We start from the raw sequence: 13724 nt of genomic DNA, 5'->3' as shown, positions 1-13724 counted from the left end.
CGGGCCAATACCGGGTTGCCGACACGGGGACGGCGGCCGAAGCGCGGTGCGCGGACCCGGAACCGGCACCGGCACCGGCAGCGACACCGGCACTGGTACTGGCGCCAGCGCCGGCACCGGCACCCCTCGCGCATTGACCTCGAGGAGGGCTGAGGTCCTAGGTTCTACTCCATGAGCATGGAGACCACGGCCTGGACGCAGCTGCACAGCGTCATGACCGCCCAGCAGGAGCGCCGCCCCCTCGCGCGGGCGACGCTGCGCCGCATCGCCGCGTTCGCCCGCCCCCACCGGCGCCGGATCGCGCGGTTCGTCGGCCTCGGGGTGGTGACCGCACTGCTCGCCGTGGCGACCCCCGTGCTGGCCGGCCGCGTCGTGGACGCGATCGTGTCGCGGGGCGACCAGGGCACGGTCGTACGCCTGGCCCTGCTCATCGCGCTGATCGCGGTGGCCGAGGCGGCGCTCGGCATCCTCGGCAGACGCCTGTCGGCGACGCTCGGCGAGGGCCTCATCCTGGATCTGCGGACAGCTGTGTTCGATCATGTGCAGCGCATGCCGGTCGCGTTCTTCACACGCACTCGTACGGGAGCGCTCGTCTCCCGTCTCAACAACGACGTCATCGGCGCCCAGCGCGCCTTCAGCAACACCCTGTCCGGCGTCGTCAGCAACGTGGTCACGCTGCTGCTCACGCTCGCCGTCATGCTCACCCTGTCCTGGCAGATCACCCTGCTGGCGCTGGTGCTGCTGCCGGTGTTCGTGATCCCCGCCCGGCGCATGGGCAGCCGGATGGCGCGCATGCAGCGGGAGGCCGCCGCGCTCAACGCGGCGATGGGCACCCGGATGACGGAGCGTTTCTCCGCCCCCGGCGCCACCCTGGTCAAGCTCTTCGGCCGGCCGGAGGAGGAGTCGGAGGAGTTCGCCGCCCGTGCCCGCCGGGTGCGCGACATCGGCGTCCGTACGGCCACCGCGCAGTCCGCCTTCATCACCGCCCTCACCCTGGTCTCCTCACTGGCCCTGGCCCTGGTCTACGGCCTGGGCGGCTGGTTCGCCCTGCGCGGCAGCCTGGAGCCCGGCGCCGTCGTCTCGCTCGCGCTGCTGCTCACCCGCCTCTACGCGCCGCTCACCGCGCTCGCCGGGGCCCGGGTGGAGGTGATGAGCGCGCTCGTCAGCTTCGAGCGGGTCTTCGAGGTGCTCGACCTGAAGCCGCTCATCGAGGACAAGCCGGACGCCCGCGAGGTGCCGGACGGGCCGGTCGCGGTGGAGTTCGACGACGTCCGCTTCTCCTACCCGGCCGCCGACAAGGTCTCCCTCGCCTCCCTGGAGGAGGTCGCCGCGCTCGACACCCGCGGCGGCACCGAGGTCCTGCGCGGCGTCTCCTTCCGTGCCGAACCCGGGCAGACCGTGGCCCTGGTCGGCTCCTCCGGCGCCGGCAAGTCGACCATCGCGCAGCTGCTGCCCCGGCTGTACGACGTCGACGAGGGCGCGGTGCGGGTGGGCGGCGTCGACGTACGCGACCTGAGCGCGGCCTCGCTGCGGGCCACCCTGGGCATGGTCACCCAGGACGGCCACCTCTTCCACGACACGGTCCGCGCCAACCTGCTGCTGGCCCGGCCCACGGCGGCCGACGGGGAGCTGTGGGACGCGCTGCGCCGGGCCCGCCTCGACGACCTCGTGCGCTCGCTGCCCGACGGTCTGGACACCGTCGTCGGCGAGCGCGGCTACCGGCTGTCCGGCGGCGAGCGCCAGCGGATGACCATCGCCCGGCTGCTGCTGGCCCGTCAGCGGGTCGTCATCCTCGACGAGGCCACGGCCCACCTCGACAACACCTCGGAGGCCGCCGTCCAGGAGGCCCTCACCGAGGCGCTGGCGGGCCGCACCGCGGTGGTGATCGCCCACCGGCTGTCCACGGTCCGCGCCGCCGACCTCATCCTGGTCGTGGAGGCCGGCCGGATCGTCGAACGCGGCACCCACGACGAACTCCTCGCGGCGGGCGGCCGGTACGCCGAGCTGTACCGCACCCAGTTCGAGCAGCAGCCGGACGGGCCGGCGGACGGCGCCGTTGACGTGATCGCGGGGGCCACGGCCGGTGCCGGGGCGGCGGCCGAAGACACGCCCGCCGGGGGCACGGGCCCCGGGGGCACGGGCCCCGGGAGCACGGGCGCCGTGGGCGCCGGCGACGCGGCCGGCGGTGCACCGGACGCGCGTGAGGCCGCGGCCGGCGAGGCGGTGGTGTAGCGCGCCGGGGCGGCCCGCACCGGGGCCGCCCGCCGTGAGTGGCCGGGGTGGCCCGCCGCGAACGTCCCGGGCTTGTGCCGCGAACGTCCCCGGCTTGTGCCGCGAACGGTTTCGGCTTGTGCTGCGAACGGCCCGGGCTCGTGCCGCGAACGTCCCCGGCTTGTGCCGCGAACGAACCCCGCCGGACAGCCCCGGCTCCCTCCGCGAACAGCCCCCGCCGCGAACGGCCCGGCGCTCCCGCGCCAGGGCCGACCGGCCCTTCGCCGTGGCCCGGAACGCCCAGGCCGCCGTAGCCGCACTCAGGCTAGCCTCACCTCACTGGACCCTCGCGGTGCACGGCCCGCGAAGTGGCACCGGGCACGGCGAGGACCTCGCGTGCGCGCGGACACGCGCGGACACGCGCGAAGCCGCGCGGACCGCGCGGCTCTGCGCGCGGGACGCGCGGAGACCTGTACGGAGAGACGAATGAACGGCGTTGACGCGCACGGCGGCAGAGAGAGCGGCGCGGTGGCCACCGGCGTCCTGGCCGCCGCACCCCCCGGCGCGGTCGCCCTGGCGGACCTGGCTCCCGGGGCACGAGCGGTGGTCGCGGCCGTCGCCGCCGACGGGACGCCCTCCGTCGCCCGCCGGCTGGGCGACCTGGGCTTCACACCCGGCGCGGAGGTGGAGGTCGTCCGCAGGGCGCCGCTGCGCGACCCCGTCGTCTACCGGGTCAAGGACTACGAGGTGTGCCTGCGCCGGGCCGAGGCCGCCCGGGTGCGCGTCGTCGGAGTGCGGCGGTGAGCCCCGGCTGCCACGACACCGCCGGCGCCGGCGCCCCGCGCGCGCCCCGGGACGGGACACCGCGGATCGCCCTGGTCGGCGCCCCCAACTCGGGCAAGACCAGCCTCTTCAACGGCCTCACCGGGCTGCGCGCCAAGACGGGCAACTACCCCGGGGTGACCGTCTCCCGCTTCGTCGGCACCTGCCACAGCGCCGGGCGCCGGTGCCTGGTGGAGGATCTGCCCGGCACCTACGGCCTGGAACCGGTCAGCCCCGACGAGCAGGTCGCCGTCGACGTCCTGGACGGCCGCGTCGAGGGCGCGGGCCGCCCCGACGCGCTGCTCGTCGTAGCCGACGCGACCACGCTGCGCCGCTCGCTGGGGTTCGTCGCCCAGGTGCTGGCGCGCGGGCTGCCGGTCTGCGTGGTGGTGACGTTCACCGACGAACTGGCGCGCCGTCAGGGCAGCCTGGACGCCGACGCGCTCGCCCAGGCGCTCGGCGTGCCGGTGCTGCCGGTGATCGGCCACCGCGGCCAGGGCGTCGCGCAGGTCCGCGAACGGCTCGCCGGGTACGGCTCCTGGCCGGTGCCCGCCCTCGCGCCGCCGGCCGAGCCGGGCGAGCGGGACGCCTGGGTGGAGTCCGTGCTGGCCTTCGCCGGCTACCGGCCGCCCGAACGCCACCGGGTCACCCGGCGCGTGGACGCCGTACTGCTGCACCCGGTGTGGGGGACGGTGGTCTTCCTCGCGGTGATGGCTCTGTTCTTCCAGACCGTCTTCACCCTGGCCGCCCCGCTGCAGAACGGCGTCGAGGCCCTCTTCTCCCAACTGTCCGGCCTGGTCGCCGCGCACGTGGACAACCCCTGGCTCGCCGGGCTGCTGGGCGACGCCCTCATCGGCGGCGTCGGCGGCGTCCTGGTCTTCGTGCCGCAGATCGTGCTGCTGTTCCTGCTCCTCGCGCTGCTCGAGGGCGTGGGCTACATGTCCCGCGCGGCCTTCCTGATGGACCGGGTGATGGCCCGGGCCGGGCTGGAGGGCCGCGCCTTCGTGGCGCTGCTGTCCTCGTTCGCGTGCGCGATCCCCGGCATCATGGCCACCCGCACCCTGCCCTCGGCCAGGGACCGCCTGGCCACCATGATGGCCGCCCCGCTGATGACCTGCTCGGCCCGGCTGCCGGTGTACGTACTGCTGATCGGGCTGCTGGTGGACCCGTCCGCCGGCGTCGGCCCGTTCGGCGCCCAGGGTCTGGTCATGTTCGGGCTGTACCTGCTCGGCGCGGTGTCGGCGCTGGCGGCCGCCTGGGTGTTCAAGAAGCTCGGCGACCGCGGCGGCGAGCCGGTGCCGTTCTTCATGGAGATGCCCCCCTACCGGCTGCCCGCCCCGCGCGCGGTGCTGCCGGCCATGTGGACCTCGGCGCGCTCGTTCCTGCGCAAGTGCTCGACCGTCATCGTCGGCACCAGCGTCCTGCTGTGGCTGCTGCTGAACCTGCCGCTGCACCCGGCGGCCGAACTGCGCGCGGCCGGCGTCGATCCGGCCGCCTCCCGGTCCGTGTCCGCCTACACGGTCGACCACAGTTACGCCGCGGACCTCGGCCGCGCGGTCGAGCCCGTGTTCGCCCCGCTGGGCTTCGACTGGCGGGTGAACGTGGGCGTGCTGTCGGCGCAGTCGGCCCGCGAGACGTTCGTCGCCACCCTCGGCCAGGTCGCCGCCGCCGAGGACCCCGAGCAGCCGGCCCGGGCCCTGCGCGCCATGACCCACGCCGACGGGCCGCACGCGGGGGAGCGGGTCTTCACCGCGCCCACCGTCGCCGCGCTGCTGGTCTGGTTCGTCTACGCGCTCCAGTGCACGGCCACCGTCGCGGTCCTGCGCCGGGAGACCGGCACCTGGAGATGGCCCGCCACCGCCCTGGCCTATCTGACCGTGCTGGCCTGGCTGATGGCGTACCTCGCCCGCACGGTCACCGCCGCGCTGGGCGGGTGACCGGGCGATGGTTCCCCTGCACCCCCAGCGGGTCCCCGGCCGGCCCGACCGGCTGCGCTGGATCGTCCCGGCCGGCACCCTCACCGTCACCGGCCCGCTGGCGGACGTCCCCGCCCCGCTGGCCGCGCTGCTCGCTGACGGCACCCTGGCCCGCGTCACCGCCGAGCCGGCCGCGGTCGTGACCGTGCTCGGCGCGGACCGGGAGTGGAGCCGCGAGGGCGCCCGGGTCCGCACCGCGCTGCACGCCGCCCTCGACAACCCCGCCGGCTGGACCGCCGCCACCGGCCCGGGCGCCCCCGGCGCGGACGGCCGCCGCGCGCAGGTCCGCACCCTCGACGACCGCCCAGTCGGCACCCGCGCCGCGAACACCCCAGCCCTCGAAGGCCGTTGGCCCGAAGGCCGTTGCTCCGAAGGCCGTTGCTCCAACGGCGGTTGCTCCGACGACCGCTGCACCGACGACCGCTGCACCGACGACCGCGGCGTCGACGACCGTGACACCGACGACGCGCTGCTCCACGCGGCCGCGCAGGAGGTCCTCGCCGGGCCGGCCGGCGACTTCGCCCGCTCCCACGGCGGCAGCATCGAACTGGTCGGCGTCCGCGACGGGGTGGTGACGGTACGGCTCGGCGGGGCGTGCCACGGCTGCCCCGCCTCCTGGTTCACCCTGCACCAGCGCCTGGAGCGCCGGCTGCGCCGGCTGCACCCCGGACTCCGGGAGGTCCGCGCCACGGGCGGGCCGGCGCGCTCCGGCCGTGCCGCGCCGGCCCCGGCCCCGGCGCCGGGCGCGGGGAACTCCCGGGCCGGGCGGAGCCCGTGGACCTTCTAGGGGACGGCCCGTGGACCTTCTAGGGGACGGCCAGTTCGGCCCAGATGGTCTTGCCCGACGCGGTGTACCGCGTGCCCCAGCGCTGCGCCATCTGCGCCACGAGGAACAGTCCGCGGCCCCCCTCCTCGTCCCGGCGCGCCCGCCGCAGATGGGGCGCGGTGTGCGCGTTGTCGGAGACCTCGCACAGCAGGCAGCGGTCCCTGATCAGTCGCAGCAGCACCGGGCCAGTGGCGTACCGCATGCCGTTGGTGACCAGCTCGCTCACCACCAGCTCGGCGGTGAACGACAGATCGGACAGGCCCCAGGTCTCCAGCTGGCGCTCGGTGACCGTACGGGCGTGGGCCACCACGGACGGGTCCGGCGGCAGCTCCAGGTCCGTCACGTCGCCGGCGTCCAGCCGTCTGGCGCGGACGAGCAGCAGCGTGGCGTCGTCCGCCTGCGGTCCGGGCGGCAGGGTCGACAGCGCCCGGTCGCACAGTTCCTCCAAGGGGCACCGCTGCCAGGTGAGCACATGGGCGAGGCGGTCGATCCCGCTGTCTATGTCGGTGTGCCGGTGCTCCACGACGCCGTCGGTGAAGAACGCAACGATGCTGCCGCTGGACAGGTTCAGCTCGACGTTCTCGTAGGGCAGGCCGCCCAGGCCCAGGGGCGGCCCCGGGGTCAGCGCGGACAGCGCCACCGCTCCGTTGGCGTCGGCCACGATGGGCGGAGGGTGGCCCGCGCTCGCCCAGACGCACCGGCCGCCGATGGGGTCGTAGATCGCGTACAGGCAGGTCACCCCGAGCGCGTCGTCGCTCAGCCCGTCGTCCGGGTGCGGCTCCGAGTCCTGCGCGACCAGGCCGTCCAGCCGGGTGAGCAGCTCCGCCGGGTCGAGGTCCAGCAGGGCCAGGGTCCGTACGGTGGCCCGCAGCCGGCCCATGGTGGCGGCCGCGTGGACCCCGTGGCCCACCACGTCGCCGACGGTCAGGCCCACCCGGGCACCGGACAGCGGGATCAGGTCGAACCAGTCGCCGCCCACCCCCACCCGGCTGTCCGCGGGCAGATAGCGGTACGCCACGTCGACCGCGCTCTGCTCGGGCAGGTGCTGCGGCAGCAGGCTCCGCTGCAGCACCAGGGCCGCCGCATGCTGGCTGGTGTAACGGCGGGCGTTGTCGATGCCGACGGCGGCCCGCTCGGCCAGTTCCACGGCCAGCGTCTGCTCCTCGGAGCCGAAGGGGTCCGGGTTGCCGATGCGCCGGAAGGTCGCCAGGCCCAGGACCCCGTCCCGGGTGAGCAGCGGGACGAAGAGGCAGGAGTGCGGGGAGGTGCGCCGCGCCCCGCCGCGCGCCCCGGGCGGGACGGTGTCGAGCACGGGGCGGCTGGTGGCCAGGCACAGGGCCTGCGGTGAGGACGGCGGGTAGGAGACGGGTGTCGTCCGGAACTCCTCCTTCGTCCTGCCGTGCATCCGCAGCAGGTTGTGCCCCGGCGCCGATCCCGTCGGCGGCTGCCGTCCCTCGATGACCGCCGGCGGCAGGTCCACCAGTACCTCGTCGGCGAGCTGCGGCACCGCGACGTCGGCGAGCTCGGCGGCCGTACGGCGCACGTCCAGCGAGGCGCCGAGCCGCTTGCCCGCGCGCACCAGCAGCGAGAGCCGTTCCTGGGCGCGGTAGCGGTCGGTGATGTCCAGGGACTCCTCGAACAGTCCGAGCGGGTCGCCCCGGGCGTCCACCAGCCGGTGGTACGAGCACGACCAGACGTGCTCGCGGACCGGGTCGGCGGGGGCGCGCCCGCGGTAGTGCATGCCCGTGATGGGTTCTCCCGTCGCCAGCACGTGCTCCATCACCTGGTCCTCGTCCGGGGGATGGTGGCGGGAGATGAACTCGCCCTCGGGGAACAGCGCGGCGGCGGGCCGGCCGACGTACTGGGCGATCCCGGCGAGCTCCGCGTCGGTGGAGGCGTTGCCCCACACGACCCGCATGTCGGTGTCGAACATGGTCAGGCCCACGGAGGACTCGGTGGCCAGCCCCTGCAGGATCGCCAGCTGCGCCTCCCACAGCCGCAGCGACTCCAGTTCGGCGGCGACCACGACGGTCCGGGCGCCGCCCTGCTGCGCCAGCGGGCTGAACGTCACCGCCGCGCGCAGGGAACGTCCGTCGCGGCAGCACAGGTCCAGGACCGTGCTGCGGGGCTTGCGCGCCCGGCAGAGGGCGGACAGGCGCTGCCCGGGCGCCACCGCCAGCAGTCCGGCGGCCGAGCGGCCGAGCACGTCCTCGGGCGCGTGTCCGAGAAGGCGCTGGGCGGAGGGGCCCCAGCCGCACACGCGGCCTTCGGCGTCCAGTACGGCGACGCCGGCCTTGGAGAGGTCCAGAGGACTGTGGAAATCGACGTTCGCCGCATTCGGGAAACGATCCATGACACCTGGCCCCTTCGTGCCCCCTTCAGCATCCCGTGCCCCACGACGGAGGACAACCGCACACGCGCCCGCGCGGATCACCGACCAGGTGCGCCGGCCCGACCCGCGCCGGTGCCCGCCTGCCCGGCCGGGCGAAGGCCGTCAGCCGCGCAGCGCAACGGGGCCCGCTCCGGCGTGCCGCCGCCCCCGCCCGGTGCTTGTCTGAGGTCCGGACCTCCGGGCGGCGGACCCGGCCGGAGACGGGCAGGCAGTGGAGGAGCAGGACATCGTGAGTCCGACCGCAGACGCATCCCGGAACGTGATCCCCGCCCACCTGCTCAAGGGCCAGAAGGCGCTGGTCACGGGGGCCAACTCGGGCATCGGCAGGGCTACCGCCATCGGCCTGGGCCGGGCCGGCGCCGACGTGGTCGTGAACTACGTGGCCGGCCGCGAGGAGGCCGAGCAGGTGGTCGAGGAGATCACATCCTTCGGGGTGCGCGCGGCGGCGTACGAGGCGGACGTGTCCCAGGAGGACCAGGTCGTCGCCATGACGGGCAGGATGGTCGAGGAGTTCGGGACGATCGACGTCCTCGTCGCCAACGCCGGCCTGCAGCGCGACGCCCCGCTCACCGGGATGAGCCTCGCCCAGTGGCAGAAGGTCCTCGACGTCAACCTCACCGGGCAGTTCCTGTGCGCGCGCGAGGCGGCCAAGGAGTTCCTGCGGCGCGGAGTGGTACCGGAGGTGTCGCGCGCCGCCGGGAAGATCATCTGCATGAGCTCGGTGCACCAGGTCATCCCGTGGAGCGGGCACGTCAACTACGCCGCCTCCAAGGGCGGCGTGCTGATGATGATGCAGACCCTCGCCCAGGAACTCGCGCCGAAGCGGATCCGGGTGAACGCGGTGGCCCCCGGAGCCATCAGGACGCCCATCAACCGCAGCGCCTGGGACACCCCGCAGGCCGAGCGGGACCTGCTGCGGCTGATCCCGTACGACCGGGTGGGCGAGCCCGAGGACATCGCGAACGCGGTCGTCGCGCTTGCCTCGGACCTCATGGACTACGTGGTCGGAACCACCCTGTACGTCGACGGCGGGATGACCCTCTTCCCCGGCTTCGCCACCGGCGGCTGACCCGGCCCGCCCGTCCGGCCCCGGGAGGGACCTCCATGCACACCGTCCAGCTGCTGACGGACGTGCCGCCGCAGACGCTGCCGGCCAGGTCGATGATGGCCTTCACCCTGGCCTCCCACATCATCCTGGTGCCCCTGGGCGTCGCCCTGCCGCTGATCACCCTCGTCATGCACGGCCACGGCCTGCGCCGTGACGACCCTACGGCCCTGCTCCTGGCCCGGCGGTGGTCGGCGGTGATGGCGGTCCAGTTCGCCATCGGGGTCGTCACCGGCACCGTGCTGTCCTTCGAGTTCGGGCTGCTGTGGCCGGGCATGATGGGCCGGTGGGGGGACGTCTTCGGCATCGGGTTCGGGGTCGAGGCGTGGGCCTTCTTCCTGGAGGCCGTCCTCATCGCCGTCTACCTCTACGGCTGGCGCAGGCTGCCCGCCCGGACCCACTTCCTGCTCGGGCTGCCCCTGCCGTTCGTGGCCCTGCTGGGCGCCTTCGGCATCCTAGCCGCCAACGCCTGGATGAACACCCCCCGGGGCTTCACCCTCGACTCCTTGGGCGACCCCGTCGACGTGAAGATCTGGAAGGCGCTCTTCACGCCCATGTTCGGCCCGCAGTACTGGCACTTCGTCGTGGCGATGTTCCTGACCGCGGGCTATGTCGTGGCCGGCGTCTACGCCGTGGGCCTGCTGCGCGGCCGCCGGGACCGCTACCACCGGCTCGGCTTCACCGTCCCGTTCACCCTGTCCGCGGTGCTCAGCCCCGTCCAGTTCGTGCTCGGCGACTCCATCGCCCGGCAGGTCTTCCACAAGCAGCCGGTGAAGTTCGCCGCCATGGAGATCGTCTGGAGGACCGACACGCACCAGCCGGAGTACCTCTACGGCCGGCTGCGTGAGGACGGGACCGTCTCCGGCGGCATCCGGATCCCGCAGCTCGACTCCGTCCTCGCCGGGTTCCACGCGGACACCCGGGTCACCGGGCTGACCTCCGTGCCCGCGAGCGACCGGCCCACGGCCACCCAGGCCACCATCGCCCACTGGGCCTTCGACACCATGGTCGGGATCGGCTCCCTGCTGGTGCTGCTCGCCCTCTGGTACGCGGCGACCTGGCTGCCGCGCCGCCGGATGCCCGCCTCGCCCTGGTTCCTGCGGTGCGCGGCCGTCGCGGGCGTCGCCTCCGTCGTCGCCGTCGAGTGCGGCTGGGTCGCCACCGAGGTGGGCCGCCAGCCGTGGATCGTGTACCAGAACATGCGGGTCGCCGAGGCCGTGACAGCCACGCGGTCCACCGGCCTGTGGGTCACCTTCGGCCTGGTCGTCGTGGTGTACGTCTTCGTGTTCGGGTCCTTCCTCGCCGTGCTGCTGAAGATGCGCACCCGCTGGCGCCGGGCCGACGAGGAGGGCGGTCCGCGGCGGCCGGAGGAGACACCGGAGCACGCGCCGGAGACCGACACGCCGGATACCGGCATGCCGGAGACCGACATGCCGTACGGGCCGCGCTCCACCGGGAGCCGGCCGTGATCGCCGGGGTCGTCGCCGTCGTCCTGCTGCTCGCGGTCGCCGCCTACGCCTGCGGCGGCGGCACCGACTACGGAGCCGGCTTCTGGGACCTGACCGCGGGCGGAGCCGAGCGCGGCAGGCGCCCGCGACGGCTGATCGACCACGCGATGGAGCCCGTCTGGGAGGTCAACAACGTCTGGCTGATCTTCGTGCTGGTCATCATGTGGACCGGGTTCCCCGTCCTGTTCCAGCAGGTGTTCACCACCATGTGGCTGCCGCTGGCGCTGGCCGCCGTGGGCATCGTGCTGCGCGGCGCCGGCTTCGCCCTGCGCAAGCCCGTCCGGCGGCCGGCCGGCCGCCGTCTGTACGGCGCGGTCTTCGCCGTCTCCTCACTGCTCACGCCGTTCTTCCTCGGCGCCGCGGCCGGGGGAGTGGCCTCCGGCCGGGTCAGCGCCACGACGACGGCGTCGGCGGACGCCTGGGCCAACCCCACCTCGCTGCTGTTCGGCCTGCTCGCCGTGGCGGCCGCGGCGCTGCTCGGCGCCGTCTTCCTCGCCGCGGACGCCCGGCGGTTCGGCGCGCCGGACCTGGACCGGTACTTCCGCCGCCGGGCCCTGGGCGCCCTTGCCGCCGTCGCCGTGCTCGCCGTCGTCACCCTGTTCGTCACCCACGGGGACGCGCCGCACGTGTGGCACGGGCTCACCCATGGCGTGGGACTCGCCTTCGTCGTCGTGGCGGTGCTGGCCACGCTCACCACCGCGTGGCTGCTCCGGCGTCCCTCCGGTGCCTGGTCCCGGGTCACGGCGGTCGCCGTGGTCGCGTCCTCCGTCCTCGCCTGGGGCATGGCGCAGCGCCCCTACCTGATCCCGACCTCGCTGACCGTCGCCGAGGGCGCGGGCGCGCACACCACACTGCGCTGGCTGGCCCTGGTCACACTGGTCGCCCTCGTGCTCGTCGTGCCCGCGGTCGCCCTGCTGTACTGGCTGGACACCCACGGCGAGCTCCAGGGCCTCACCGACGCCGACCTGCGCCGCGGCGCCGGTGACGAGGGCTGACCCATGGGGGGCCGGCGTCCCGCGCGCGTATCCCGCACGGTGGGGATCCGGTGAGCGAGGACGACATCCTCCTGGGCACCGGCCTGACCGTGGCCCTGGCCGTCGGCTGCCAGATCCTGGCGAGCCGGCTGCGCGTCCCGGCGCTGCTCCTGCTGCTGCCGGCCGGGTTCGCCGCCGGCGCCCTGACCGACGTCGTCGACCCGGACGCACTCCTGGGGCCGGCCTTCTCCCCGCTGGTGTCGGTGGCGGTGGCGCTCATCCTCTACGACGCCGGGCTGGGACTGGACCTGCGCCGCCTCAAGGGCGCGACACGCACCGTCGTCCTCCGCCTCATGGTGCTCGGCGTGCTGCTCACCTGGGGCACCGTCGCGATCCTGGCGCCCGCGCTGCTCGGTGTGCCGACGGCCGTGGCGAGCATGATCGGTGTGATCGTCGTGGTGTCCGGACCGACCGTCGTCGGGCCCGTGCTGGAGCACGTCCGGCCCTCCGACAAGGTGCGGCGGGTCCTGCTGTGGGAGGGCTCCCTGATCGATCCCGTCGGCGGCATCCTCGGCGCGGTCGTCGCCCACTCGATCATCTCCGGCGGTCTGCACAGCGGGCACTTCCGCTTCGGCGACTTCTTCGCCGGACTCGCCGTCGGACTCGCCGGGGGCGCGGTCGGCGTCGCCCTGCTGTGGCTCACGCTGCGGCTGCTCCGCCTCGGCGAGACGCTCGGCACGCTCGCCCAGCTGGCCACCGTCGTCGCGGTGGCCGCGGCCTGCGACACGGCCTTCGACGACACCGGGCTCATCGCCGCCATCGTCACCGGACTGACCGTCGCCAACCTCCCCGGATTCGACATGCCCGCACGCCGGCCGTTCTTCGAGACGCTCGTCCAGCTGATCATCGGCCTGCTGTTCGTCTCCATCTCGGCCACGGTCACGCCGAAGTCCCTCACCCCGGTGCTGCTGCCCACGCTCGTGCTCGTCGTGGTGCTCGTCGTGGCCGTCAGACCCCTGGTGGCCGCGCTGTCCTGCCTCGGCACGGATCTCACGCCCCGCGAGCGCGCCTTCACCGGCTGGATGGCCCCCCGCGGCATCGTCGCCGCGTCCACCGCCACGACCTTCTCGGCCTCGCTCGTCGCCGCGGGACTGCGCGGCGCCGGCACGATCCTCCCCGTCACCTTCCTGGTGATCGTGGGCACCGTCGTGATCTACGGGCTGACCGCCAAGCCGGTGGCCGGAGCCCTCGGCATCACCCGGCCCACGCGTGCGCGTCCGCTCCTGGTGGGCGGCGAGCCCTGGGTCCTCGACCTCGCCCTGGCCCTGCGCGCCGCCGGTGTCGACGTGGTCATGTGGGCGAGGGACGACCGGGAGCGGCAGCGGATCAGGCAAGCGGGGATCGAGCCGGCCGCCGGGGAGCTCATGGCGGTGGCCACCGATCCCCAGGCCCGGCTGGAGGGCGTCACCGCGGTGTACCTGCTCACGGACGACGACGACTTCAACGCGCTCGCCTCGGTGGTCATGGAGGACAGCGTCGACGGCCCGGTCCACCGCGTCGGCCCGCCCCCCGGCAGCCAGGGCGTGGTCGCCCCGCGCACCGGCAGCGGCACTCTCTTCGGCCCGCGGCTCGCCCGCCCCTCCCTCGAGGCCCGCCACGCGCGCGGCGACCGCTTCCACGTGCGGCCCGCCTCGGCGCCGCCCCCACCGGGTCACGAACCCCTGTTCGTCGTGCGACGCGACGGCCGGCTGGACCCGGTCACCGAAGCCGAGCCGGTCACCGCCGAGCCGGGCGACACCCTCGTACTCCTCGGCCCCGCGCCGCCGGACGGCTGAGACGGCACGGCGGCTGAGACGGCACGGCGGCACGGCGGCCGGTACGGTACGGCGGCCGGTTCGGCACGACGGCTG

9 protein-coding genes are annotated in these 13724 nt (G+C 74.7%); 8 read left to right on the top strand and 1 reads right to left on the bottom strand.

Going from position 1 to position 13724, the window contains the following annotated elements; genetic code table 11:
- Positions 1 to 171: 171 nt before the first annotated feature.
- From ACI2LW_RS05290 to ACI2LW_RS05275, 4 genes are all read left to right on the top strand, one after another.
- Positions 172 to 2232: an ABC transporter ATP-binding protein gene (locus tag ACI2LW_RS05290; protein WP_404729781.1), complete on the top strand. Its 2061-nt coding sequence runs from the start codon at positions 172 to 174 to the stop codon at positions 2230 to 2232.
- 465 nt (positions 2233 to 2697) lie between these two features.
- On the top strand, positions 2698 to 3015 hold the full coding sequence (locus ACI2LW_RS05285) for a ferrous iron transport protein A (RefSeq protein WP_404729780.1): 318 nt from the start codon (positions 2698 to 2700) through the stop codon (positions 3013 to 3015).
- Positions 3012 to 4970, top strand: coding sequence for a ferrous iron transporter B (locus tag ACI2LW_RS05280; RefSeq protein ID WP_404729779.1), 1959 nt, complete (start codon positions 3012 to 3014; stop codon positions 4968 to 4970). The genes ACI2LW_RS05285 and ACI2LW_RS05280 overlap by 4 nt, the downstream gene beginning before the upstream one ends.
- A gap of 7 nt (positions 4971 to 4977) precedes the next feature.
- Positions 4978 to 5796, top strand: a complete 819-nt coding sequence (locus ACI2LW_RS05275; protein WP_404729778.1) for a NifU family protein — start codon at positions 4978 to 4980, stop codon at positions 5794 to 5796.
- A 19-nt stretch (positions 5797 to 5815) separates the two neighbouring features.
- Here the strand turns inward: ACI2LW_RS05275 and ACI2LW_RS05270 are convergent, their stop codons facing one another.
- Positions 5816 to 8188 carry a SpoIIE family protein phosphatase gene (locus ACI2LW_RS05270; protein ID WP_404729777.1) on the bottom strand — a complete coding sequence of 791 codons (2373 nt, stop codon included), beginning with the start codon at positions 8186 to 8188 and terminating at the stop codon, positions 5816 to 5818.
- A 313-nt stretch (positions 8189 to 8501) separates the two neighbouring features.
- Here ACI2LW_RS05270 and ACI2LW_RS05265 point away from each other — a divergent pair, with 313 nt between their 5' ends.
- From ACI2LW_RS05265 to ACI2LW_RS05250, 4 genes are read left to right on the top strand one after another with little or no spacing between them, the layout of a single operon-like run.
- Positions 8502 to 9296 carry an SDR family oxidoreductase gene (locus tag ACI2LW_RS05265; protein ID WP_404729961.1) on the top strand — a complete coding sequence of 265 codons (795 nt, stop codon included), beginning with the start codon at positions 8502 to 8504 and terminating at the stop codon, positions 9294 to 9296.
- Between the two features lie 35 nt (positions 9297 to 9331).
- The gene (locus tag ACI2LW_RS05260; protein WP_404729776.1) at positions 9332 to 10801 is read left to right on the top strand and encodes a cytochrome ubiquinol oxidase subunit I; all 1470 of its coding nucleotides are present in this window, start codon (positions 9332 to 9334) and stop codon (positions 10799 to 10801) included.
- The gene (locus ACI2LW_RS05255; RefSeq protein ID WP_404729775.1) at positions 10798 to 11835 is read left to right on the top strand and encodes a cytochrome d ubiquinol oxidase subunit II; all 1038 of its coding nucleotides are present in this window, start codon (positions 10798 to 10800) and stop codon (positions 11833 to 11835) included. The genes ACI2LW_RS05260 and ACI2LW_RS05255 overlap by 4 nt, the downstream gene beginning before the upstream one ends.
- A gap of 50 nt (positions 11836 to 11885) precedes the next feature.
- Positions 11886 to 13649 carry a cation:proton antiporter gene (locus ACI2LW_RS05250; protein ID WP_404729774.1) on the top strand — a complete coding sequence of 588 codons (1764 nt, stop codon included), beginning with the start codon at positions 11886 to 11888 and terminating at the stop codon, positions 13647 to 13649.
- The last annotated feature ends 75 nt before the right edge of the window (positions 13650 to 13724 follow it).

It is taken from the genome of Streptomyces sp. NPDC004065 (genome assembly GCF_044903565.1).
GTDB lineage: Bacteria > Actinomycetota > Actinomycetes > Streptomycetales > Streptomycetaceae > Streptomyces.
The sequence above is the reverse complement of the archived record's forward strand: the minus strand, read 5'-3'. Positions and strand labels throughout refer to the sequence as shown.

Excerpts from the sequence above, each read along its gene's own strand:
- ACI2LW_RS05290 (WP_404729781.1), top strand. The coding sequence starts at position 172 with ATGAGCATGGAGACCACGGCCTGGACGCAGCTGCACAGCGTCATGACC.
- ACI2LW_RS05285 (WP_404729780.1), top strand. The coding sequence starts at position 2,698 with ATGAACGGCGTTGACGCGCACGGCGGCAGAGAGAGCGGCGCGGTGGCC.
- ACI2LW_RS05275 (WP_404729778.1), top strand. The coding sequence starts at position 4,978 with ATGGTTCCCCTGCACCCCCAGCGGGTCCCCGGCCGGCCCGACCGGCTG.
- ACI2LW_RS05270 (WP_404729777.1), bottom strand. The coding sequence starts at position 8,188 with ATGGATCGTTTCCCGAATGCGGCGAACGTCGATTTCCACAGTCCTCTG.
- ACI2LW_RS05260 (WP_404729776.1), top strand. The coding sequence starts at position 9,332 with ATGCACACCGTCCAGCTGCTGACGGACGTGCCGCCGCAGACGCTGCCG.